Below are 24,975 nucleotides of genomic sequence, written 5' to 3' on the forward strand. Positions count from 1 at the left end.
ATTTTGGTTGATTTTAAAGCAACGCCTTTGTTTATTTAATATACAGCGTGAAACACTTAAACTCGCCCTCTATATTTTTATTCTAAAAAAGTGAATTAAAATTCATATTTTTATTTCAATCACTAAAACACCCTGATACTATTAGCGCTCATTTATAAACACATTTTATTGAACTAGGATCACTTTTTATGTTTAAACCAAGCCTGTTAACCTTGGCTGTATCAAGCGCACTGAGCGGTGTATTATTTAGCAGTAATGCAGTGGCTCAAGAGCAAGTTATTGAAAAGAACAAATCGCTTGAAGTTATTGAGGTTACAGCAACGCGCCGAAGTGGCTCAATTCAAGCTGCGCCTCTTAACATTACCGCGCTCGATGCCGATGTAATGAAAGACCAAAATATCAGCGAATTAGCCGATGTAGCGCGTTGGGTGCCAGGTTTAACAATTACTGATCAAGGTGGTCGCTCTGGCTCGCCTATTATTGTGCGTGGATTAAATACAAATTCATCAGGCCCTTCATCAGATGGCGGCACGGTAGCCACCTACATTAACGAAATTCCAGTATCGGTAGATATGCGCCTTGTTGATGTAGAACGAGTGGAAGTACTTATTGGGCCGCAAGGCACACTATACGGGGCTGGTACATTAGGTGGCGCTATTCGCTACATGCTTAAAGAGCCAGAGCTTGATTTTATATCAGGTGAAGTATTTGGTGATGTTTTTCAAACTCAAGAAAGTGATTCGGTCGGTGGCGAAACTGGTTTTATCTTCAATTTACCATTAATTGAAGACAAACTTGCTGTTCGTACCAGTTTAAATATTTATGAAGACCCAGGGTTTATTGACTACGCTTACACCGTTCGTGAACCAGGTGTGTCGATTACCGACCCTGATTGGACAAACCTTGATGCAGTCAACAGCAATCTTAAAAATGTAAAAGACGCCAACGGTGAAACAACCACAACTGGCCGTATTTCATTGCGTTACAAAGCAAACGAGTCATTCGAAGGTACATTAAACTACTTCTATCAAAAGCAAGATACTGAGGGTCGTTCTATTGTTCATCACAACAGCCTTAATGCTAACAATGGCTTAAATGATCGCATTGGCAAATACGAGTCAGCGTACCGTTATGAAGAGCCACGGATAAAAGAAGACCAATTACTAAGCCTTGAACTTAAAGCCGACTTAGGTTTTGCTGAGCTGGTCTCAGCTACCGGTATTTCTCAATTTGACGCCGATGGGCAACGCGACCAAACTGATCTTTTAATTCGCTTAGACTATGGCTACGAAGAGTTTCCTTCGTTTTCAGCGTTTACCCGTGAAATTGACGAAAAAGACACCTTTACCCAAGAACTGCGTTTAGTCTCACAAAGTGATAGCGATTTAAGTTGGATTGTTGGTGGTTTTTACAACAAAACCGACACCGATGCATCAAGCAGAGAGTACACACCAGGGTTTGATCAGTTCGCGGTTGATAATTTTGGTGGCGCACAACTTAGACCAGACTCTTTAGAATATTTAGAAATTACTGGCAGCAAAGTCACTGAATCAGCGCTTTTTGGTGAAGTGGGTTACCAAGTAACCGATAAACTCGACATTACCATTGGCGCGCGTTTTTACGAATACGATGTTGAGTCAAAAGCGGCTTTTGACTTCCCATTAGCAAATACCTTGTATGAAGGTGCTGCTCCTGATGCAATCTCAATTAATTTTGAAGAAAACAAAGCAGGCGACAACGGTAACCTATTTAAATTTAATGCTAAGTATCAGTTTACTGATACTGTAATGGGATACGCCACTGTTAGCGAAGGCTTCAGAATTGGCGGCTCAAATGGCCTAGTCCCTTGTCCTGTGCCCTTACCTGAGGATCAACAAACAGGCTGCGGTACACCTGATGAAATGCTTTATGAAGCAGATACCACAACTAACTATGAGCTAGGCTTTAAAAGTACATGGTTTAGAAGCCAACTACACTTTAACGCCGCGCTATTCAATGTTGATTGGGATAACGCACAAATTGCAGGGGCAACCACCGTTGGCCAATTACCGTACCTGTCAAATGCAGGTAGCGCTAATGCGAAAGGGATTGAGATTGCCACGCGTGCAATTTTATCAAACTCATTTACTGCCTATGCAACTTATGCCTATACAAAAGCAGAGCTAACTTCAGACGCACCGTATTTATTTAATGCTGACGGGAGTGATGGCGCGGTAGATGGCGACCGTTTACCAGGCTCGCCAGAGCATCAGTTCTCTATGGGGATTAACTACCAAACAGACGTGTTAAATGATAAAACCTTAGATATTAACTACGGTTTAACTGCACAAAGTGATGTAATTTCAAAAGTAGGCCTACGTGACAACGGTGAAGCACTCCCAGGTTATAGCTTAAGTAATATTTCAGCTAAATTAACCGCCGATGCATGGTCTACCACTTTATATGTAGACAACCTGTTTAATAAATATGCGGTTACCTCTGTTCGTCGCTCAGATGCAGATATTACAACAGCGAATGGCGCAGACATACAACGTAACTATGGTTACTATGTTAATCGCCCGCTTACTGTAGGCATTAAATTTAACTATAAGTTTGAAATATAATTAGGGCCTGCTGTTCTTTATGGATTAAATTTGTTCAAACTAGGGGCGATTTAATCGAGGCGCAAGGTTTGTAACCTAGTGGGCTAAGTAAAAACCGAGCAACAAAGAGTTAATTGCCCCTAGGCAGAACCCTTAAGGGCAGCGCCTGTTTGGCATTGATGCTGCGTTATCACCTATTTATGGGGAATAACCACACTACATAGGCTCTGCCTTGCCTTAATACCAAACAGACTGCTGCAAATTCAACCCTGAAAGGTCAACAGGCCCAACGATAAGTTTAAGTACAATAAAAAGGCTCAAATTAATTTTGAGCCTTTTTATTTGTAAGTACATTATTTATAAGAGTATTCATGCAGCCAAACTTAAAACAACTACACCAAAGCGCTATAAACAACTTAAACCAAGGCAATATTCAGCAAGCGCATAAAGCACTGGTTGAGCTGGTAACACAAAAGCCAGACTTTGCTGATGGCTACTTTTTACTCGCCATGGTTAATTTACAGGTTGGCCAAATTTATAAAGCGATAAAGCTAATTGAAAAAGCATTAAGCTTCACTAAGTCTATTGAATATACAGCGCAACTTGCCAAGTGTTACGCCCTTACCGGCGACTTACAAAAAGCAAAAAATACCGCCCTCAGCGTTAAACTTGAACTTATTAGTAAAGCACTTGATGCCGATACATTAGGCGTCGCGCTCACCCAAGCGGGTTTATATCAACATGCTGCTGATTACTTTATATGCGCATTAAGTTTAGCTGAGGCGAGTAATACTGGTCAGCCGCAGTTTTATTATAACTATGGAGTATGTGCTAAGTTTTTAGGCCAGTTTGAAAAGGCGCAGCACGCGTTTGAAAATGCCATTGCACTGAATCCGCTTCATCATCAAAGTCATTTTGCTTTAGCTGATTTAACTAAAGTCACTGAGCAAAACAACCACATAACGCGATTAAAAAACGTATTTGAACAGGTCAATCATCCTGACGCTAAACTGCATATAGGTCATGCGCTCGCAAAAGAATATCAAGACCTAGGAGAATTTTCAGCAGCCTTTGCCGCGTTACAACAAGGTAAAAAAGCAAAACACGCTAATAAGGCGTTTGATAATCAAGCGTCTGAGACACTATTCGCACACATTAAACAGCTCAGTGTTAAATATAAAAACCAACAAACAGCTGGCAACCAAAGCTGTGAGCCAATTTTTGTGTTAGGTATGCCACGTTCAGGCACCACATTAGTTGAGCGAATTTTATCAAGCCACAGCGACGTACAATCGGCGGGCGAGCTGCAAGACTTCGGCTTAAGTGTAAAAAGGCTTAGCCAAACACACACGCCTCAAGTACTCGATACAGACACCTTAAGCCAAGCTTACCAGCTTGATTTTGCAAAACTTGGTAGCACTTATCTTGAGGCGACCCGTGTAGTTACCGGTAGCCATAAACACTTTATTGATAAATTACCGTTTAACTTTTTTTATATCGATTTAATTACCAAAGCTCTGCCAAACGCCAAAATAATTTGCCTACTTCGCGACCCCATGGACACCTGCATTGGTAACTATCGTCAGCTATTTACCATTAACAACCCGTATTATGCTTACTCGTTAGACTTACTCGACACCGCTAAATTTTACAGCCGCTTTTATAAACTAATACAGTACTTTAGCGCCCTACACAGCAATATTAAACTAGTAAAATACGAAGAGCTCATCACCGCACCAGAGCAAAAAATAAAAGAGTTAGTGAGCTATTGCGACTTAGACTGGCAACCACAGTGCCTTGATTTTCATTTAAACACCGCACCGGTTTCAACCGCCAGCAAAATGCAAGTGCGCCAACCGCTTAACAACAAAGCCATAGGCCGCTGGAAAAAGTTTAAACCCCATACAGATGAAGCGCAGGCTTACTTTTTAAAGCAAAATATACCAATTGAATAAAGATTTGGGGTGCAGGGGGTAGCTCTCATTTTTTCAGCCCCTAAATACGGGGAGTTTTAAAACGTGAGATTAGTGTTTAATTTTTATGTGGGTTAGGTTGAGCGAAACTCAACGAAAAAAGGCTGTCTCAATTAACGTTAGCGTTTTGTATTTTCGATAGTCTGCAACGTGCCATAATCACTTTTTATGTTTTGATTACTACGACATACCTATTATCCAAGGCATAGTTATACCTAAACTGACCGACGATACTCCAAGGATAAACTTTAGATGATTCATAGAACTACATTTAGAATACATATATACCCCTGAAAAAAGCGCAAGTACCGACCACATGGCAGACCCTATAAAATATGCGCTAAGTGCACTTTGATTTAGTGACGTTGTATAAGCAGGGCCTGCAATAAAATTTAAAAGAAGTGCGACGAATAGCCCCATGAAAGGTAAAAAACCTATCATAAAAATTCTTTTCTTAAGCACCCATTTCTTCATATGTAAATCCATTCGATTAAAAACATAACACCCAACTTTGGGGCAAAAGTACGTAGGCTAAAATAAGGAGCGAAGCGACGGGAGCCTACGTATTTTTGTCCCAGCGAACGCAGTGAGTGGCAACAGTTGTTTGTTATACGTTGTTACACTTACTCTCTTCATGGCTACCACTTAACTTTAGCTTAATATCTGTTACTGATGGTTTGCTATTAGCAATAGCTAAATAGGCATTAGCAATAGTGAGCGGCTCTGCACAATAGTCCACATCTAGCGTTATTGCAGAAAAGTTTAACTCTCCTAGTTGATCTTCTAATTCGATATTAGTTAATACTTCCACTGAGTTTCCAACAGAGTAAGTTGACTCTTTTACATGAATTGTAATTTCCTCATTTGCAAATGTGCAAAATGAAGTAGCTGCAAGTAATAATAAGATTAAACGCACGAGCTCTCCTAAACGTATAACAATTTAATAGTGCGCTCATCGCGCATATTTCTGCCGACTTAACGCTCATTTATCTAGCTTATATAGTTTTAACAAATAACCTAAGGTATTACTATCACAAAGTTTTCTAAAACTTTTAAGTAAAATTAAATGAACCAATATGCGCGCAGCGCTCATTTTCATGAATATATGCGCAAAGAGCAGTTTAACTAATCAATTAACGACGATATTTAGCCAATCTCAATGGCTGGTTTTCGCTCTTTACCAAATTTTACTTAAGCGCAGAAGACGTTGTAATCTTGCTAGTTATTTGTGATAACAAACTCGTGGTAGCCTTCTGTTTCAGGAGGATCAACTTTATCAACATGCACAACGTTTAATTTATCAAACAAACTATTCCAAAATTTCAACGCTGAACTATCGTTTAAATGAACTGCTACATGCCACTGATTTGTTTCAACAGGCATCAAATTTTGAATAACGAATTTAGCAATGCCTTGTTTTCGATATTTGGGTAGAATAAAGATATCAGCCAACTCAGGTATTTCTTTGCCAGCGATCTCAGTTGGTTCTACGGTAGCAAAACCAGCAATTTGGTTAGAAACGAGCACAAGATAAATAATGCAGTCTTCCTCACCACGCACTACACATTCTAAATATTCTTCATCAATATCATAGCAACCATCTGAACCAACATCTTCTAAATCAAATATACTCTGATGATATTGGTAAAACTGCCACAGCATTTTTATTGCAGCGATATCGGTTGATTCAGCTTTTCGTATTGTAGTGTCCATTTTATACCTATTTCCTTATGTGTGGTCCGACATTAGCTTTCACTAAAGAGATGAAGATTAGCTAGTAGTTATCTTTAAAAAAACATCATGTTATTAAACGATAACTACTCGAAAATAACAACAAAATAAATTTTAAGAATGGATTGAAAAAACTGCCAACAAGCGGATAAAACTTCACGTCATACAGAAAAGCTCTGACTAACAGCTTCTCGCTCTTTGTCGAACTTCGCAAAAGTGTCAACTTTAGTCATTAAGGACTCTCTCGTTTATGCTTAAAAAGTTGTCGACGAAAATACGACAAGGTGGGCTTTGTACGATATCACAATAACGTGGTCAAAAAGGTTAGCAGGCAAACACAAGGGAATGGACGAAGTGCATATTTTATTCAGGCGCTTAAATGTAGAAATATCATTGTTAATTTAATAAGATTGGCTACAAATTTAGAACCTTAGTTTCTGTTTGCTTAAATTATTGAGTCGACCGTAACTCTTACCTCTGCGATCGAAGATGATATTTAAATTTACCAAAAACTGGCTCTCTCCAAATTTTGTTATGGTTGTTTTGTTCTCAATAATATCCATGATCTCTACCTATTACTTACATGACTCTGAGTCTGTAAAGATAAAGGCTGCTTTGTTTGTTTCTCCTTTTTTCTATTTAACAGGGCTCTATTACTTTTTGCATTTATTAACAACTCCCAATGAAATTACTTTAGGCAACAACAGTATCGAAATTGATGGTAAGGTTTATTCGTTAGGCTTAAATACTAAGTGTAGTGTTTTATTTAATAAAGCATCACAGGCTGAATTCGAAATAACCATAAATAATAAAAAGATTGTCACAACGTCTTTTTTTTATAAATGTGATTTTAATGAGGAAGAATTTATCAGCTATTACATTGATAATGAATATGTGTTTGCAGACTCAATGGCATTTAATTAATGGATAGTATCAAGCTGCTTTTAGTTAAATGCACACCTGTCGGTTCCCGTTGATAGTAATGACAGAACTAACTTAGATTTTGCAGTGACGAGCTAAACTCATCCCTTATGGCTCATACCTACATGCTAAGTTTTGATCTAATAGTCAAAACTCAGCACGTAAATTAAGGGTTATTGCTCATCAGCGTCGCGAATGCGTTCTTTACGTTCTTGCTCTTCATCAAAGGCGTTTTAGATTTAGATAAATAACATCTCACCGTGAACTATTAACTTAAAACTGATCATCTCGCAAAAACAGTAACCCTAGAACCCTAATGTGTTACTTTGTGCCACACGCAAACTGTGTTGGCACAAAATCGTTGTGCCGTAATAAGTAACTTAGTAAGGATCATAAGCCTGCGAATAAAAACGGAGCAGATACCTCAAATTTATTAAGAGCGTTACCCGCATATACCTCATGATTTTCAAGAAGGAGTCGCCTTACTGGCTTATTTTTATTAAAATCAACTTTTTTTAGATCCACCCAAAATGTGTTGGGAGTGAGTGCTGTTTCGAAATAATAAACAAGGTTTTTTTGGTCAGATACAGATCGCCAGCGAGTCGAAGAGATGTTTGGCTCTTTTTCAGAAGAAATCCCAAATGGCACAGAGGCATTTCGAATAACACTAAAGGTACTAGCAATAGCTACCCTTGGATCGCTTGTTCTGGGGATAGCATCCATATAAAATGATGCTCTGACAAAACGATCTACAGCACGGTTAGTACCGGGTAACATAGTTAGGCCACCGATCTGCTTCCAATATTCATTTAACGCAAGCTGTTGCTCGAAAGCTGGCGAATTAGTCATTACTGTATAAGACATACTGTGGTGGATAACGAGCTCCCCGTCAATATACTCAAAAATAGCATTATCGCCTTTAGCGTCTGAAATAGACAAATGCAAGGTTGCAAATCTACCTGTACCGGGAATATCAGATGAAACCACAACAAAAGACTCTGCGCTTAGTTCCTCAACAGCTTCTTCAACAGTGGCAAAGTTATCTAGTACGTACTGCACCCACGCAGCAACACTCAGACCCTTTTTGTCAGAACCATACTTAGGGTAAGTCGACTCAGCGAGCCAAAGTAAATTGGCAACAAGACCTTTCTCATTCATTCCGTCAGTACTCGATATATCGAATGCACTGGTGACTATGCTCCCATACTTAGAGGTCCAAGTAACGGAGTTAGGCCCTACTGCTCCGTGGCGATGCATTCCTCTGGGAAACAACCATAAGTTAGCCGGTATTTCGTCTTTCCAATCCATTGATCGAGCTGTAACGACCAAATTATCTGGACCTTGATAGACAGCTCGCGTGCAAGCAAGTGCTGATGTTGCGAACAACAATAAACTGGTGCATATGATGATAAAAAAATTGAGTTTATTTTTCATTATAGGTCCCTTTCTTAAGTTTATAGACGCAATGGCGTCCACAATTTTAACGTTTGTTTATTGTAGATTAGCTTAATTCAAAGCCAGCGCATAATGAGTTCTTTCAATAACTAAATAATGCAGACTAAATATAAGTAAACGTCGCATACATTTAATCTAACTTGATACACATACAAAATTCAATGACGTTACACTCGTTCGCTTAGAGCTTGTTTTGAAAGAGAAAATCGTGTCGATAACAAGGCAGAATAATGCCTAGAGGCATAACTTTTAACGCAAGTAACGATTTATTTAATGCTCTAAATAACCATATTTTTTAAGAATTTGTATTACTTCAGTTGATTATATTTTTCAATAATATCCATATTCTCATTACATAACTCAGAACAAACAAAGCCTTCCCCTGCTGAAATTGCACACTTTTCACACAAAAACACTCCGCAACTTTTACATAAACACATTGCAGGCTCTTTACAATGGCGAAAACACCCCATTTAAAACCTCATAAACCATAATCATTAAGCGTTTTTCAAAGCTATTTGCCAGTTCAGACATATATTCAACGGTTTTAGTCGTCGCTATCAGCATCACGCATGCGTTCTTTACGTTCTTGCTCTTCATCAAAGGCGGCTTGAATTTCGTCAAGTACTGAATCTACATCTGCCGCTTCGCTGTCGTCTTCAAATTCGCCACTGAGTTTTGAGTGCGGGGTTAAGTTAGCATCTGCAAACAATGCCCACATTTCTTTGGCGTATTGCGTGTGTAATAACGCCGGTGCAAATTGGCCATAATAGCGGCGCATGTTATTTACATCACGGGCAAACATGGCTTCTGCGCTATTATTAGCAGAGGCGTTAACCGCTTGGGGTAAATCAATAATTACTGGGCCGTTGCTATCAACAAGTACGTTAAACTCCGATAAATCACCATGAATAATCCCAGCGCACAGCATTAATTTGATGTAATGCATCATTAATGTATGTTGCTCAATGGCTTGTTGCTCGGTTAAATCAACTGCACCAAGCTGTGGTGCAACATCGCCTTCATCATCACTTACAAGTTCCATTAACAAAACACCGTCAATGCAGCCGTAAGTTTGCGGTACGCGAACACCTGCTGAAGATAAACGCGACAGCGCGTCAACCTCGGCATTTTGCCAAATTTCTTCTTCTAATTGACGGCCATAGCTTGAACGCTTACCCATAGCACGGGCTTGGCGGCCACCACGTACTTTTCGCCCTTCTTGGTACTGTGCTGCCTTTTTAAAACTGCGCTTACTGGCCTCTTTATATACTTTAGCGCAGCGAATTTCATCGCCACAGGCCACCACAAATACATCGGCCTCTTTACCGCTCATTAACCGGCTGATCACTTCATCAATAAAACCATCATCAACTAATGGCTGTAAGCGTTTAGGTATTTTCAAACGACACCTACTAAAAATACAGGGTTGGCTTTTTGTTTTGCTATGTGGTTCAAACGAGGCATACCTTTGGGGATTGAAGAAAGTTATAAATTATTAGTAAACTTTAAAGTTACATTTAATGACTAAATTACGCAGCTAGAATAAGCGACTACAGCTAAAAAGCCAACCGCCTTTTTTGCTTTTTAAACATTATTGAACAAGAGCCTAGGGTCTGTTGACTTTTCAAGGTTAAATTTGCAGCAGTCTGTTTGGTATTTAGGTAAGGCAGAACCTATGTGGTGTGGTTATTCCCCATAAATAGGCGATAACGCAGCATCAATGCCAAACAGGCACTGCCCTTTGGGTTCTGCCTAGGGGCAATTTACTCTTTGTTGCCTACATGGATGTAGGTAAGGGGCGTGAGCAGGACGCGGAAGCTTTGCTCGGTTTTTACTTAGCCCACTAGGTTACAAACCGAGCGCCGCGATTAAACCGCCCCTAGTTTGAACAAATTTTAATCCGCAAAGGTCAACAGACCCTAGATAAAACCAAAAAACGAGCACGGTTTAGCGTACTCGTTTACTTAGTATTATTAAAAAGTGTTTAGAACTGCCACACTAAAGACGCCCAATAGCGACGGCCATCTTCAACATAGCCATACTCTTGCTCTGTGATCTCTTTATCAAGCAAGTTGTAAATTCCAGCACCAAGTTTAACGCTGTCACTTAGCTGATAATTAGCGCCTAAATTGGCAATGGTATAATCAGGAGCAATTAAACTACTTTGTGAAGGCCCTGTGGTAGGCTGGCTTTCTTCTCCACGATATTGCACACGTAACCATCCGCCTAACTTATCTGTTGGACGCCAATTTAAAGACGTTTGTAAACTATGTTTTGGTAGCTGATTAAGTGGGCTCCCTTTATATTGACCGGTTTTTTGCTCTGAATCGGTGTAGGTATAACTAGCACTCAAATCAATTTCAGTTGAAATATCGTAATCTACTGATAGCTCAATACCTTGGGTTATGGCTTCATCCACATTAATGTACGTAGTTGGCATGGAGCCGAACTGATTTGGGCCATCTGTGCACTGCGTTAATGGGCAAGCTATACGGGTTATTTTGTCATCAAATTCATTATAAAAAACGGTTGTCGATATGCTTAAATCGCGTCCAGAATCATAGTAAACACCCATTTCATAGTTAACTGATTGCTCAGGCTTTAAGTCAGGGTTACCATAAATATTACCGCCACGACTCACTTGTCCCCATTGGGCGGTAGATTGGCGAATATTTGGCGCACGGAAACCGGTTGATATGCCGCCTTTAATAGTGATCGCTTTAGATGCGCTATAAACACCATACAAACGTGGGCTCCAATGACCTGCAAAATTGCCATCATGATCGTAACGTAGGCCTGCGGTGAGCTTAAAGTCATCCGTTGCTGCCCATTCGTTTTCACCAAAAACAGACCATTGCTCGTTTTCTACATGGGTTAAGTCGCTGATTTTATTACTTGTATAATCATCCAATGACTCTTTTAAATAGGTCGCACCAAACGTAGAGTTATGATTGCTATATAGCGGTAAACTCCAAGTTGTTTGAATGTCGGTATTTTCGACAAACATTTCACGTGAGTTATTATCAAACTTATCGTATTTAATGTAACTACGCGACGAGCCAAAGTCATAAAAACCATTGTGTGACATAGAGTATGTTTGTTGCTCATACTCAGTAGTTGCTGATTCGGGGCAGCCACGTCGACCACAGCTTTCTCCTGGCGCAAGCTCGGCAACTGTTTTCCCGAGGGTTTCATCTAATGTTTGTTTTGCCGAGCCAAGTTCAAACATTAATTCGTGACTATCATTAGGTGTTAATGTGAACTTAGCTTTTACATTACTTTGTTCTTTGCCTCGAAATCCTGCAGTAAAATCATCTTCATTTCGCTTTGAAAATTGACCGTATAATTGCACGCCCAATAGATCTGGAATAATGCCACCAGAAGTAAAAAAGCTGGCTTGGTTTATATCACCTGACTGACTTTGCTCTTGAATGGTGCTGTCTAAACGCAGTTCTCCGTACCACTGCTCTGGCGCTTTACGGGTAATAATATTGATCACACCACCAATTGCATCAGAGCCATACAGCGACGACATAGGGCCTCGTATTACTTCAATACGTTCAATTGCTGAAATTGGCGGCGTCCAAGCACCTTCTACGCCTGGGCCATCACTATTTGGTCGTGTTTCTCTTGAACTTTGGCGTTGTCCATCGATAAGAATGAGCGTGTATTGGCTTGCCATACCACGCAAGCTAATATCTTTTCTGTCACCTCCGCCAGTCACTATAACACCCGGAATATCAGCCATTGCGTCGGTTAAGTCACGATAAAAGCGCTTTTCTAGCTGCGCTCTGTCGATAACACTAATACTTGCAGGTGCCTCTTTGAGCATTTGTTCGTAACCAGAAGCAGTGACAACCATTACTTCCATATCTTGTTTTTTTCATCAGCAAAAGCAGGGGTAGCAATTGCAAAAGTACTTAAAATAAATGCAGTTACCAGCCTTAACTTACAACTTACCGTGTTCATGATATTTCTCCGTGACATTTAGCATGTAAATGATAATAATTAGCGTTTGCGATAATAATGAGAAGTTCCCTTTCTCACAACGCTATTTTTATTAAAGCTAATTTAAGTAAGGCTTAACGGTATGAGTGATAAGTTAACTAAAACCCTGAATATATTTGTTCGCACAGTGCAAACGGGAAGTATGAGTAAAGCTGCCGCAGACCTTTTAATGACAACCTCTGCAATTAGCCAGCAAATAAAACAAATAGAGCAAGATGTAGGTTTGAGTTTATTTAATCGCAGCCCTAGAGAATTAACGCTTACCGAGGCGGGTGAACTTTATTATCAAAGTTGTTTACAAATGCTTGCCGTTGCAACAGCTACATCAGAACAATTACAGCATTTACAAAATTGTCCAAGTGGGCAATTAAAACTAGCAGCCCCTGTTGGTTTTGGAGGTGGGTTACTAAGCGAGCCTGTAAAGCATTTAATTAGCCAATTTAGTGATATAGATGTGCACTTAACGCTTTCTGACGAGCCCATTGATATGATCAGGACAGGTATTGATTTGGTGTTGGCGATTGGCCCTCTCGAAGACTCAAACTTAATTGCACGCCAGCTCGCTAGTTGGCCATTAATACTGTGTGTTCATAAAAATCATGCACTAGCACAGCAACCAAAAATCACACTGGATGACCTAAAAGCGCATAACCGTATTGCGCATATAGCTGTTGATCCGGCGCTTACGCACCTTACTCGCGGCGTAAGTACAACACTACCAAAAGCGCGTATTACCATTAATAATATGCAAACTGTGATTCAATTTGTTCTCGACGAGTTAGGCTATGCTATTTTGCCAGAGCCTGAAGTACGCAATTTCTTAGCTACAGGAGAACTTTTAGAAATATGCACTGATTGGCAACTTCCCCATTACGATGTATTTGCTCTAACGCCTGCACGCGACACGTTAGCAGCAAAAACAAAAGCTGCAATTAAAGCACTTAACGCATCATTTTCAGCTATTTAAATAACCTAAGTTCAGGTTAAGGCTTGTTTATAGTTAACTAATTGCAAGCCAAACTCCTACTAGCACCATTAAACTCCCCGCAATTCGGTTCATCCACTTGATGTTATTGCCTTTAGTTAAAAATAACCGCAGGCTTTTACCACCTGTTGCGTAAATCATCATACAGATAAACTCTGAGAGCAAAATAATGGCCACCAGCACCGCTAATTGCGGCGCAACACTGTATTGCACGTTAATAAAAGGAGGTAATAAGGAAATCATAAACGCCCATCCCTTTGGATTGGCAATGGCGGTTACAAACCCCTGTGAAAATAATGAATATCGGCTCACGGCTGTTGTGTTATGCGTATCAACCGACATTTTTCCTTTTGCACGCCACATATTAATGCCAATGTAGATTAAATAAGCGCCACCTAGCCATTTTAAAATATCAAATGCACTGGGGTAATTAAGCATAACACTGGCTACACCAAGCACCGCGGCTACCGCAACTGTTGCTACACCGAGTAGTTCACCTATCATCATCCATAAAGTTCGTCGCACGCCAATACTCATGCCTAAGGTCATGGCCAGTGTCATACACATACCGGGTGTAATTGATACAAAAAAGAAGGTAGGAATAAATACCGCAAGTGCAGCTACATCAATCATTTAAAGCTCGCAATAGGTTAATAAATTAGTGTTAATTATGAATGAAATGGTAAAGGAAAAAAGCCAAAGGTGAAAGATAAAACAACTATCAGTAAGGTAGAAATAACGGCTTCGAGGATCGGGTTAAGAGCACCGAGCTTAGCCCGAGGTTCTAAGCCCGATACTCGAAACTCGAAGCCTATAACTCAGCGCAATGTGCCGTGAGATTAAGAGAGGATATTTTTAATCTCACGGCATTAAGCAAATTAATTTGCGTTTACGTCTACAACCGCTTCAGTTGTTTCAGTATCTGCTTCTTTATCTGTAAACAAGTACTTATCAAGCCACTGCTCTTGCTCCCACAGTACATGTAATAAGCTTTTACGGGCACGGTAGCCATGAGCTTCGTAAGGAAGCATCACTAAACGCGCTTCTTTACCCAAACCTTTAAGCGCTGCGTACATACGCTCACTTTGCATTGGAAAAGTGCCCGAATTAGGGTCCTCTTGACCGTGGATCATTAACATAGGTTCGTTAATTTTTTCAGCATGGAAAAACGGCGACATGTTTGCGTACACACTTTGAGCTTGCCAAAAATCACGTTCTTCACCCTGAAAACCAAACGGCGTCAATGTGCGGTTATACGCACCACTGCGGGCAATACCTGCCTTAAATAAATCGCTATGTGCTAATAAATTAGCCACCATAAACGCACCGTAAGAGTGCCCTGCAATAGCAATGTTATCTTTATCGGCAATGCCCTTTTCAACCAGTACATCAACCGCTGCTTTAGCGCTAGAAACCAGCTGTTTTCTAAAGTGATCATTTGGCTCACTGCCATCAACGCCTACAATCGGCATTTTAGGATCGTCAAACACCGCAATCCCTTTCGCAAGGTAAGGCATAGGGCCCCAATAACCTATGTAGGTAAATTCGTATTCAGATTCACGCACTTGTGATGCAACTGCTTTATCTTTATATTCAAGTGGATATGCCCACATCAATACCGGTAATGGCCCTTGTGTTTTGTCATATCCTGGTGGTAAATAAAGCGTACCTGAAAGCTCAACACCGTCATCGCGGGTATAACGTAACTGCTCTTTGGTTACGCCTTTAAATGCAGGGTAAGGGTGCTCAAACTGAGTAAGCTGTGTTAGCGAGCCTTTATCTAAATCGCGAATGAAAAAGTTTGGCTGCTGCGTTTTAGACTCACGAATAGTAATGAATTTTGTGCCTTCATCATCTAACAATGCACGCACACGCTCGTAATAAGGCGCTGCTGATTGCCATAAACGTTTGGTGCTATTCGTTTTAACATCGTACTGATCTAAAAAAGGAATGTTTCCTTGCTCAGACGCGCCATCGCCACGTAAGTAGATGTAACGTCCGCCAACAACTTTTATTACGCTAACACCTAAATCGTTACGCTCGTAAATTGCACTGCCTGGATCTTTATAGGCATCGTTATAACTGCGCTCTGAAAATAACACGCGGTTACTATCGGCATTACGTGGTTGAATTACATAAGTGCGCACTTGTCGATCACTAAAACGCCAATCACTTAGCATGGCAATATTATCATTACCCCATTGTATGCCAGCAAAACGACGCTCTACTTTGGCAAATAATTTAGGGTCGCGTTTAAATGGCGCTCGTAAACTGTAAAGGTAGTCATGATATTCAACCTCAGTTTTCATATCACCGCCATCTTGCGCCTCGGCCCATATGACTTCAGCACCTTGATCGGCTCGCCACTCAAAATCACGACGACCGGTGCGTACACTGTCGTAGCCTTGTGGAATGTTGTCGGCAAGGGGTTGCTTTGCCAGCTCTACTAATGCATAGCCACGCATTCCCCATATTTGCCATGTAGTTGCAAAACGACTGTAAGGGACTTGATACGAAAATGGCTCGTCGATGGTCGCGACTAAAATATTGGTTGAATCAGGCGAAATTGAAAACGATTTAAATAAACCGGCACGGCCAATCGGCTGTGCTTTACCATCAAGCGTGATATACGCTAATTGACCTTGACCATAAAATTTAAATTGTGCTTCATCAAACGGGCTGGTCAATAAGTTTTGATAAGTCCTTGCTGGGGCTTTTTCGCCAGTGCTTTGTTGAATAACCGGCACTGTACTTTGAGTATCATTGGTTAATCTTGGTTTGTCTAAGTTTACCGCTAAATTAGCCACAATCGCCGTGCTATCGGGTAACCACTGATAAGGTGTAGCAGTTAGTACAGAATTAAGTGCAAGCTCACTTAACTGCTGTGCTTGTTTGGTTTTAACGTTATAAACCCAAAGCCGTGCGTTATCCGGTTGTTCAACCACAAACGCTAAATATTCACTATTTGCTGACCAACGCGGCGAGCGAATAATCCCCTGAGGCAAATTATTAACGTTTATTACTGTTCCACTTTGAACATGCTTAAGCTCTAACGCGCTGTACTTTGCACTTACCCGTGAGCGTGAAAAGTTAGCAGGATTAAGCTTAATTCCCGCAAGCTTAAATTCTTCTTTGGCCAGCTCATCAAGCGACACAACACGCTTGCGTTCAAACAGAGCAAGCCATTGACCATCATTTGATAAAGAGCTAGTTGGTGCTAACTTAGCATCTACGAGTGCCGCAAGCGCCGGTGAAGGGGTTTGATATCCTTGCTCTGCATAACTTGCAGGCAATAAAACAATGCAGCCTACCAAGGCAATAAATAGCCTAAAAGCATTCATGTTTTCATCCTTTTTTATTGTTAAATATTACCCGCTATATAAACACGTTTTACCTTGTTCATAAAGTGTTAAGCAAGGATAAAATCAGCTAAATGATGCTTAAGTAAGGCGAATAAGTTAAACTACGCGACTATTTACTTATCGCTACTGCGTTTTCGTTATGTGCTTTGGCTTAATAAAACGCAGCGTATTTACACTGCTGAAAAAGCACGCAAATAAACTAGGGTCTATTGACCTTTGCGGATTATAATTTGTTCAAACTAGCGGCGGTTTAATCGCGGCGCGAGGTTTGTAACCTAGTGGGCTAAGTAAAAACCGAGCAACAAAGAGTAAATCGCCCCTAGGCAGAACCCTTCGGGCAGCGCCTATTTGGTATTGATGCTGCGTTATCGCCTATTTGTGGGGAACAACCACACCACATAGGCTCTGCCTTGCCTAAATACCAAACAGACTGCTGCAAATTTAACCTTGAAAGGTCAACAGACCCTAATAATAAGAGATCTAGCCAATGAAAAAAGTGCTGGTAATTGGCTATGTATGGCCAGAGCCCAATTCGTCTGCTGCGGGTACGCACATGATGTCGTTACTTAATGCGTTTAAATCGCAAAACTGGGATGTTGAATTTACTACGCCTGCACAACCAACCGAGCACATGGTAAATCTGAACGATTACGGCATCACCAGTCAAAGCATCGCACTTAACTGCGATAGTTTTGATGATTACGTTAAAGCCTACAACCCAGATATTGTTATGTTCGACCGTTTTATGATGGAAGAACAATTTGGCTGGCGCGTAGATAAGCATTGCCCAAATGCACTTAAAATTTTAGACACCGAAGATTTACAATGCCTGCGCAATGCCCGCCATGAAGCCCATAAAGGCGAGCGTGAATTCAACCATAGCGATTTACTATCAGACATAGCTAAACGTGAAATAGCCGCTATTTTACGCTGTGACTTAAGCTTAATTATCTCAAGCTATGAGATGGAACTACTCAATGAAGTGTTTAAAGTTGAGCCTATTGTGTTACATCATTTACCATTTATGGTTGATTTAAGCGCCTTACCTGAGCAAACTAAATCGTATGAGCAGCGCCAACACTTTATGACTATTGGTAATTTTAGGCATGCCCCTAACTGGGATGCAGTACTGTATTTACAAAAAATTTGGCCGCTCATCCGCAAACAACTACCGCAGGCAGAGCTGCACATTTATGGCTCATACCCACCACCTAAAGCCACCGCACTTAATAACCCTAAAACCGGTTTTTTAATTAAAGGCTGGGCAGATGATGCTTATGAAGTAATGCAAAGCGCGCGCATTTGTTTAGCCCCGCTTCGTTTTGGTGCTGGCATAAAAGGCAAACTTTTAGAGGCCATGATCATGCAAACCCCAAGCGTCACCACGCCAATAGGTAGCGAAGGTATGCATAGCCATTTACCATGGCCTGGGGCTATCACTCAAAATGCAGAAGAATTTGCAAACGCTGCTGTCTCAATTTATACCAATCAGGCTGAGTTTATAGCTGCACAAAAAGCTGGTAATGAGTTACTTCATACACTTTATGATAAAGCGCAGTTGAGCCACAATTTAATCGAAAAAATTCAATTAGTAAGCCAAAATTTATCGGCGCATAGAATGAAAAATTTCACCGGTCAAATGCTAAAACATCACACCATGCGCAGCACACAATACATGTCGCAATGGATAGCAGAAAAAAATAAAAAATAACGGTGAGAAATGACTAGACAGACGGCGATTTGTGTTTAAAATCGCCGCAAATAAACTTGGGCAATTTTAGCATTATTGCCTATATTTTTAGCTTAGTTATTTAATAGTTGGTTCAAAACAAATTTGAAAACCGCAACGTTTACAGAAAAACGCAAATTTATCGTTAAATTGGGCAAAATGCTTCATAAGTACGGTACACCGGCATATCGCTTAGAAGCCCATTTAATGGAAGTGGCGACTTACCTCGGTCTTAAATCATCGTTTGTCATGTCGCCAACATCGGTTACCTTTGTTATTTGGACTGATGGTCATGAAGATGAATACACCCATGTTGCCCGCGTAGACCCTGGCGATCATGACTTAGGCTCACTTGCAGATACCGATGATCTCGTTAATAAAATGCTTAATGATGAATTAACGTTGCAAGAAGTTGATCAGCAACTTGATATCATTTTTGATGCCCCAAACCCTTACAATAGAGTGATTACAGGTATTGCCTTTGCTACCTCTGGCGGCGCATTTGCTATGTTAATGGGCACCAGTTGGAATGACGTGCTGTGGTCTGGTTTATTAACCTTTGTTGTTTATTTATTTGTGCTGTGGTCGGCACGTTCTAAGCGCGTTGCCCACATGTTAGAGCCCTTAGTGGCCATTGTTTCAGCGGTACTGGCGTGTGCCATTAGCGTTCATTTAGATGCGCATATTAATATTCGTTTAATTGTTCTGTCGGCCATTATTGTGTTTATTCCAGGCCTAGCACTGGCACTTGGTTTAGCTGAACTCGCAGCGCGGCATTTAGTATCTGGCACAGCACGCGTTATGGACTCGTTTATGTTGCTGTTTAAACTTTATTTTGGTGCATTTATTGGTATTGCTATTGGCTTTGCTATTTTTGGCCAAGCTGATTTTGTACAGCCAGAGCCACTGCCTAAATGGACAGCTTGGTTAGCTATATTTTTACTATGTAGCAGCTTAATTGTGATATTTAGAACTAAGTTTAAACATGCTGCTTGGTCTATTGCCTCAGGATTTATAGCCTACGGCACCAGTATTGGCTCTGCCATGTATTTAGATTACACGCTGGGTACCTTTGTTGGCGCATTTTCTGTCGGTGTATTTAGTAACTTATTTAATCGGGTTGCTAATGCCCCTGCTTCCATTGTAGCTATGCAAGGCTTAATTGTGTTGGTACCGGGGAGCAAAACGTACATAGGTTTAAACTCACTCATTGAAGGTCAAGACTTTGTTTATGCTGAACATATTGGGCAGCAAACGTTTTTAATTTTTATGTCGCTCGTGGCAGGACTTATTTTTGCAAACGTGGCGCTTCCTCCTAAAAAGAGTCTATAAATGTATGCGCGGTATTGCACAAGAATCACTTCACTTAACGTCCTCTTTTGAGGATTAATCGCATTTTTTAGTATATTGGTTACACATTGTTATAATGAGGTAAATCTTATAAAGCAAAGGAAATAACAATGCTAAAAACTAGCTTAGCGCTGGCAATTGGGCTTTCAAGCTCAGTTGCATTTGCGCAATCGGCCATCACTGTTGAAGACATTCCAAAAATTAAATCTGTGATCCAAACCAGTGTTAGCCCAGATGGCGACAACGTTGCGTTTACACGATCGTTACCGCGTACATTATATGTTGATGAGAACGGCAGTAATTACAGTGAACTTTATGTTGTGGATGATAAAGGCGTTGAACGTCCTTTCATTACCGGCTCGGTTAATATTAAAAGCATAGAATGGTCAAACGACAGTAAAACAATTTATTTTTTAGCCAAGCTAAAAGACGATAAATTTACCTCGCTTTACCAAATACCTGTTGATGGCGGCCAAGCACAACCTGTTCTTGCTTTAAAAGACACATCAATTTCAAGCTACAAATTAAGCCCAGACAACAAACAGGTGGCTATTTTAGCGATGCCTGCAGCAGACAAGTCAGAAAAAGAACTTAAAAAACTTGGCTTTAAAGCTGAAGTATATGAAATGGGCTTAAAGAACAAGCAGCTTTTTATTGTTGACTTAGCTAAAGCGGATAAACCACTTACCCCCACCGCACTCAACGTTGATAATTACGTGAGTGATGTTAACTGGGCTGCTAATGGTGAAAAGCTACTGGTTAAAACTCAACCTACCGCATTGATTGATGATAAATACACAAAATCTATGTGGCATTTGTTTGATATTGCTAGCAATAAAGTAACCTTATCGTTTAAAACTGAAGGCAAGCTAGGTGATGCAGAACTGTCGCATGATGGTAAATACATTGCTATTTTAGGTGCAGAAGATAAGCACGACCCTGCAACAGGCCGCTTATTTATTGCTGACACTAAAACCGCTGAAATCACTGAATGGTTACCTGACTTTATGGGGCACGTTGTTGATTTTGAATGGTCGCATAAGCGTAATACACTTAACTTTATTGCCAATGTAGGCACGCAAAGTTTTGTAGCGAGCATTAAAACGGGCTCTAATAAATACAAAAAATTAGTCAAAGAAGGTGAATTTATTGCCTCACAATTGAGTGTTTCAGATTCAGATAAAACACTCGCACTTCGTGGTAATACCGCAAAACACCCTAACGAAGTGTTTATTGTGCGCAGCAATAAAGCAACACGTTTAACCGATTCAAATAGCTGGTTAAATGATAAACGCTTTGCCAAGCAAGAAACCATTACCCTTAAAGCACGCGACGGTGTTGAGCTTGATGGTGTGCTTGTTTACCCATTAAATTATGAAAAAGGCACGCGCTACCCACTGATTATGTCGGTACACGGTGGCCCTGAAAGCCATGATAAAGACGGCTGGGTCACTAACTACTCACGCCCAGGTCAAATGGGTGCAGCACGTGGCTATGCGGTGTTTTATCCTAACTACCGAGGCTCTACAGGTAAAGGCGTAGATTACTCAAAATTAGGCCAAAACGATTACGCAGGTAAAGAGTTTGACGATTTAGTTGACTTTAAAAATCACCTTGTTGATATGGGTTTAGTAGACGCTAAACGTGTTGGTATTACAGGGGGGTCGTACGGTGGTTATGCATCAGCGTGGGGCGCAACAAAACTAACCAAACACTTTGCTGCAAGCGTTATGTTTGTGGGTGTCACCAACCAACTGTCTAAATTTGGTACTACTGATATTTCTAACGAAATGAACCTAGTTCATGCACGTTCATACCCGTGGGATAAATGGCAGTGGTACTTAGAGCGCAGCCCTATTTACTGGGCAGGTCAATCTGAAACACCTCTGCTTATTATGCACGGTAAAGAGGACCCTCGCGTTCACCCTGCACAATCTATGGAGCTTTACCGCTACATGAAAGTGCAAGGTAAAGATGTACGTCTTGTTTATTACCCAGGTGAAGGTCATGGTAACCGTAAAGTGGCAGCGCAATACGACTACAGCTTGCGTTTAATGCGCTGGATGGACAACTATTTAATGGAAGGAAAAAAAGAGATGCCTGCATTTGAAATTGACCATGCTGCTAAGTTAAAAGAAGTCAAAGACGCAAATAAATAAGCACTTATAAACGCGTTTAATTTTAAAAGGCCAACATAAAAATGTTGGCCTTTTTTATAGGTCTAAATTGGCGAGCACGCATCCTTAGTGACATAGCACAGCTTATGTTAAACTCTTGGCAATTATTTTGTTAACTGCTAATTTTACTGCCATGTCAAACCCTGCTAGCTGCTTTACCGTTTTTGATGAAAACGTCGATTCCCTTGCTCTGCCTGAGCAGTTTACATTTCCATTTTATTATAAACCGCACCCTTTGGCCGTTGCCGCTGCACAGCAATTACAACAGCAATTAAAAAAGCTCGATAAGGCTATTTTAGATACGGATGATATTGATGCGGGTAAAATGTTTGGTGTGCTAGTCGTTCAAAATCAGGCGCAACAACTGGGGTTTATTAGCGCCTATTCGGGGCAAATAGCGGGCATAGATGAGCAACTGAATTTTGCACCTAATGTGGCACTTAAACACATAGACGATGCTGTATTTAGTCAGCAAAGCCAAATCATTAACGCCATTAATGCGCAAATTACGGCATTAGAAAACAGTGAAGATTATCAAGCCATTGAGCAGCAATTAGCTACAGCACGTAAAAATTATGAACAGCAACTTGTAGCCAAACAACAAGCCATGCAAGTGACCCGCAAACAGCGAAAAGAGCAACGCCAAACTGGCCAAGAGCAACTCATTGCCGATGACTTTGAACAACTTAAAACAACCTTAGCTGGGCAGAGTATTGTTGAGAAAAAACAACTGCAGGCATTAAAGCAAGACTGGCAAACGCAAATTACAGCGCTTGAGCAAACCCAAGCAGCTATGCTGGGTGAAATTAACGGATTAAAAAAGCGCCGCAAAACACTCTCAAAAAACCTACAAAAGAAATTATTTGCTCAATACCAATTTTTAAATGCACACGGTGAAGTGACCGATCTGAATGCTATTTTTGCCAAACTTCCTGAGCACACTCCACCTTCGGGAGCGGGGGATTGCGCCGCCCCTAAATTATTACAATATGCATACAAGCACCATTTAAAACCAGTGGCTATGGCCGAATTTTGGTGGGGTGCACCGCCTAAATCAGCAATTAGGCATCACTTACATTATTACCCATCATGTTATAGCAAATGCCAACCGATTTTAGGTCATATGCTAAAAGGCTTAAATGTTGAAGAAAACCCATTACTAACAAATCCAGCAAAAGGGAAAGACTTAACTATTGTTTATCAAGACGATGATTTACTGGTAATAAACAAACCCGCTGAATTTTTATCGGTGCCAGGGATTAATATTGATGACTCAGTGTACATGCGTATTAAAACTCAGTTCCCCGCGGCTTCTGGCCCACTTATTGTGCATCGGTTAGATATGTCGACCTCAGGGCTGTTAATTATTGCGCTTAATAAGCGCGCACATAAAGCGCTGCAAAAACAGTTTATTGAACGCACAATTGAAAAGCGTTACGTTGCTTTAGTGGCGGGCAATATCACTGAGAATAGCGGAGTGATTAATTTACCTCTTGTGCTCGACTTTGATGATAAACCACGCCAAATGGTGTGTTATAAAACCGGTAAACCGTCGTTAACCACATGGTATGTACTGGAGCGCAAAAACAACACCACCCGACTGCAGTTATACCCTAAAACAGGGCGCACACATCAGTTACGGGTGCATTGCGCTCATCAATTAGGTTTAAATACCCCGATAGTTGGCGATACTCATTATGGTGAGGAGGCAGAGCGCTTACATTTACATGCCGAGTATTTAGCCTTCACCCACCCTATTTCTCATCAACGTTTAGAATTTGAAGTAGCCGCTGACTTTTAAATCAGCGATACTAAAACTCCTCTCTGTTTTAAAAAGCCTTGCCATTTTTTTATATTGCAACGGTAACCTTTACCGTTGCAATATAGAAAAATTTACCTGCATTATGCAAAGCTTCTACTTATAAACAATAAATAGCTATATATTTCAATGCATTAAAAGTTGGCATTAGCTTTGCTTTTATGAAAACAAGTATTTATTACAGTCCACTTTATTTGATTAAAAGCGCCAATAAGCGCTTTTGATGACACACAGTAAATGAGTAACTAACCGTTTACTGTGTACAACAGAACTTCCTACACTCCCTGTGTACTTTATTGGTTATAGGCTAACGCTTATAACCATTTTTTTTGCCTTTATTATTTAATCGTAAATTTTACGTCTTGATCGCGTAATAAATAAAGCGCAAAACACGCAGCCCACATCGGCCACGCCGCAAAAAACAGTAAATTATTAAAGCCATCAATGTATTGATTATATGAAGAAAGCGTAGATAAACCATGCATTATAAAAATAGCACCGTAAGTAATACGTTTTTTAATACCGACCAAAAATGCTATTACTAGCAATAATTGCAGTGCACCTAAAATATAAGCAATAGTATCGGTAGAACCACTGATCCCATAAAAGTGTTCAAAAATTCGGGCGCTATGCCCCGGATTTACAAATTTATCTAGCGTCCACATTACCATCACTATAAACACCCCACACCGAAGCGATAATAAAGACCACTGCAAACGATTTTGTACATCAGTATTCATTGAACCTGTCATAAAATTTCCTTAAAAAAGATATAAATAAACTAATAAGCAATAAAGACCGTACAAACTCCCTTTTATTTCATAATAATTGTAAATAGCTGTTAAGCTTGTTTAATAAATCGATTAACAAAGCAGCTATT

Annotated in this window: 16 protein-coding genes; 8 read left to right on the forward strand and 8 right to left on the reverse strand. The window is 40.4% G+C overall.

What is annotated here, in order from left to right; all coding sequences use genetic code 11:
• Nucleotides 1-188 precede the first annotated feature (188 nt).
• Nucleotides 189-2,603, forward strand: a complete 2,415-nt coding sequence (locus A9479_RS17020; protein ID WP_064664088.1) for a TonB-dependent receptor — start codon at nt 189-191, stop codon at nt 2,601-2,603.
• A 350-nt stretch (nt 2,604-2,953) separates the two neighbouring features.
• On the forward strand, nt 2,954-4,537 hold the full coding sequence (locus A9479_RS17025; RefSeq protein ID WP_064664089.1) for a sulfotransferase: 1,584 nt from the start codon (nt 2,954-2,956) through the stop codon (nt 4,535-4,537).
• 625 nt (nt 4,538-5,162) lie between these two features.
• Here A9479_RS17025 and A9479_RS17035 read toward each other — a convergent pair.
• Together A9479_RS17035 and A9479_RS17040 are read right to left on the reverse strand one after the other, a co-directional pair.
• Nucleotides 5,163-5,471: a hypothetical protein gene (locus A9479_RS17035; RefSeq protein ID WP_064664091.1), complete on the reverse strand. Its 309-nt coding sequence runs from the start codon at nt 5,469-5,471 to the stop codon at nt 5,163-5,165.
• 302 nt (nt 5,472-5,773) lie between these two features.
• On the reverse strand, nt 5,774-6,268 hold the full coding sequence (locus tag A9479_RS17040; protein WP_064664092.1) for a GNAT family N-acetyltransferase: 495 nt from the start codon (nt 6,266-6,268) through the stop codon (nt 5,774-5,776).
• Between the two features lie 507 nt (nt 6,269-6,775).
• Here A9479_RS17040 and A9479_RS17045 point away from each other — a divergent pair.
• Nucleotides 6,776-7,210 (forward strand): hypothetical protein, encoded by a 435-nt coding sequence (locus tag A9479_RS17045; protein WP_231893588.1) that lies wholly within the window; start codon nt 6,776-6,778, stop codon nt 7,208-7,210.
• Nucleotides 7,211-7,597: 387 nt separating this feature from the next.
• Here A9479_RS17045 and A9479_RS17050 read toward each other — a convergent pair whose 3' ends face one another.
• The 3 genes from A9479_RS17050 to A9479_RS17060 all read right to left on the reverse strand — a co-directional run bounded on the left by A9479_RS17050 (nt 7,598) and on the right by A9479_RS17060 (nt 12,527).
• The gene (locus A9479_RS17050; RefSeq protein ID WP_064664093.1) at nt 7,598-8,641 is read right to left on the reverse strand and encodes a linear amide C-N hydrolase; all 1,044 of its coding nucleotides are present in this window, start codon (nt 8,639-8,641) and stop codon (nt 7,598-7,600) included.
• Nucleotides 8,642-9,209: 568 nt separating this feature from the next.
• Nucleotides 9,210-10,067, reverse strand: coding sequence for a PA4780 family RIO1-like protein kinase (locus A9479_RS17055; RefSeq protein WP_064664094.1), 858 nt, complete (start codon nt 10,065-10,067; stop codon nt 9,210-9,212).
• A gap of 582 nt (nt 10,068-10,649) precedes the next feature.
• Nucleotides 10,650-12,527 (reverse strand): ligand-gated channel protein, encoded by a 1,878-nt coding sequence (locus tag A9479_RS17060; protein ID WP_331711903.1) that lies wholly within the window; start codon nt 12,525-12,527, stop codon nt 10,650-10,652.
• A 228-nt stretch (nt 12,528-12,755) separates the two neighbouring features.
• Between A9479_RS17060 and A9479_RS17065 the strand changes: the two genes are divergently transcribed.
• Nucleotides 12,756-13,640, forward strand: a complete 885-nt coding sequence (locus A9479_RS17065) for a LysR family transcriptional regulator (protein ID WP_064664095.1) — start codon at nt 12,756-12,758, stop codon at nt 13,638-13,640.
• Between the two features lie 33 nt (nt 13,641-13,673).
• Here the strand turns inward: A9479_RS17065 and A9479_RS17070 are convergent, their stop codons facing one another.
• On the reverse strand, nt 13,674-14,291 hold the full coding sequence (locus tag A9479_RS17070; RefSeq protein ID WP_033103267.1) for a LysE family translocator: 618 nt from the start codon (nt 14,289-14,291) through the stop codon (nt 13,674-13,676).
• Nucleotides 14,292-14,536: 245 nt separating this feature from the next.
• The gene (locus A9479_RS17075) at nt 14,537-16,999 is read right to left on the reverse strand and encodes a prolyl oligopeptidase family serine peptidase (protein ID WP_064664096.1); all 2,463 of its coding nucleotides are present in this window, start codon (nt 16,997-16,999) and stop codon (nt 14,537-14,539) included.
• A gap of 508 nt (nt 17,000-17,507) precedes the next feature.
• Between A9479_RS17075 and A9479_RS17080 the strand changes: the two genes are divergently transcribed.
• The 4 genes from A9479_RS17080 to A9479_RS17095 all read left to right on the forward strand — a co-directional run bounded on the left by A9479_RS17080 (nt 17,508) and on the right by A9479_RS17095 (nt 24,077).
• A complete protein-coding gene (locus tag A9479_RS17080; RefSeq protein ID WP_064664097.1) occupies nt 17,508-18,731 on the forward strand; it encodes a glycosyltransferase in 1,224 nt (407 codons plus the stop codon).
• 123 nt (nt 18,732-18,854) lie between these two features.
• Complete coding sequence (locus tag A9479_RS17085) at nt 18,855-20,081, forward strand: threonine/serine exporter ThrE family protein (RefSeq protein WP_028834183.1); 1,227 nt, start codon at nt 18,855-18,857, stop codon at nt 20,079-20,081.
• A 128-nt stretch (nt 20,082-20,209) separates the two neighbouring features.
• The gene (locus A9479_RS17090; protein ID WP_064664098.1) at nt 20,210-22,258 is read left to right on the forward strand and encodes a S9 family peptidase; all 2,049 of its coding nucleotides are present in this window, start codon (nt 20,210-20,212) and stop codon (nt 22,256-22,258) included.
• 151 nt (nt 22,259-22,409) lie between these two features.
• Nucleotides 22,410-24,077, forward strand: coding sequence for a pseudouridine synthase (locus tag A9479_RS17095; RefSeq protein ID WP_064664099.1), 1,668 nt, complete (start codon nt 22,410-22,412; stop codon nt 24,075-24,077).
• A 356-nt stretch (nt 24,078-24,433) separates the two neighbouring features.
• Here the strand turns inward: A9479_RS17095 and A9479_RS17100 are convergent, their stop codons facing one another.
• Nucleotides 24,434-24,847, reverse strand: a complete 414-nt coding sequence (locus A9479_RS17100; protein ID WP_013463037.1) for a hypothetical protein — start codon at nt 24,845-24,847, stop codon at nt 24,434-24,436.
• Nucleotides 24,848-24,975 lie beyond the last annotated feature (128 nt).

The organism is Pseudoalteromonas sp. MQS005 (assembly GCF_001661605.1).
Taxonomy (GTDB): Bacteria; Pseudomonadota; Gammaproteobacteria; order Enterobacterales; family Alteromonadaceae; genus Pseudoalteromonas; species Pseudoalteromonas tetraodonis.

Bases quoted from the DNA above. Each gene is read 5' to 3' on its own strand.
- A9479_RS17020 (WP_064664088.1), top strand. From the start codon at position 189: ATGTTTAAACCAAGCCTGTTAACCTTGGCTGTATCAAGCGCACTGAGC.
- A9479_RS17025 (WP_064664089.1), top strand. From the start codon at position 2,954: ATGCAGCCAAACTTAAAACAACTACACCAAAGCGCTATAAACAACTTA.
- A9479_RS17040 (WP_064664092.1), bottom strand. From the start codon at position 6,268: ATGGACACTACAATACGAAAAGCTGAATCAACCGATATCGCTGCAATA.
- A9479_RS17045 (WP_231893588.1), top strand. From the start codon at position 6,776: ATGATATTTAAATTTACCAAAAACTGGCTCTCTCCAAATTTTGTTATG.
- A9479_RS17050 (WP_064664093.1), bottom strand. From the start codon at position 8,641: ATGAAAAATAAACTCAATTTTTTTATCATCATATGCACCAGTTTATTG.
- A9479_RS17060 (WP_331711903.1), bottom strand. From the start codon at position 12,527: ATGGTTGTCACTGCTTCTGGTTACGAACAAATGCTCAAAGAGGCACCT.
- A9479_RS17065 (WP_064664095.1), top strand. From the start codon at position 12,756: ATGAGTGATAAGTTAACTAAAACCCTGAATATATTTGTTCGCACAGTG.
- A9479_RS17070 (WP_033103267.1), bottom strand. From the start codon at position 14,291: ATGATTGATGTAGCTGCACTTGCGGTATTTATTCCTACCTTCTTTTTT.
- A9479_RS17075 (WP_064664096.1), bottom strand. From the start codon at position 16,999: ATGAATGCTTTTAGGCTATTTATTGCCTTGGTAGGCTGCATTGTTTTA.
- A9479_RS17080 (WP_064664097.1), top strand. From the start codon at position 17,508: ATGAAAAAAGTGCTGGTAATTGGCTATGTATGGCCAGAGCCCAATTCG.
- A9479_RS17090 (WP_064664098.1), top strand. From the start codon at position 20,210: ATGCTAAAAACTAGCTTAGCGCTGGCAATTGGGCTTTCAAGCTCAGTT.
- A9479_RS17095 (WP_064664099.1), top strand. From the start codon at position 22,410: ATGTCAAACCCTGCTAGCTGCTTTACCGTTTTTGATGAAAACGTCGAT.
- A9479_RS17100 (WP_013463037.1), bottom strand. From the start codon at position 24,847: ATGACAGGTTCAATGAATACTGATGTACAAAATCGTTTGCAGTGGTCT.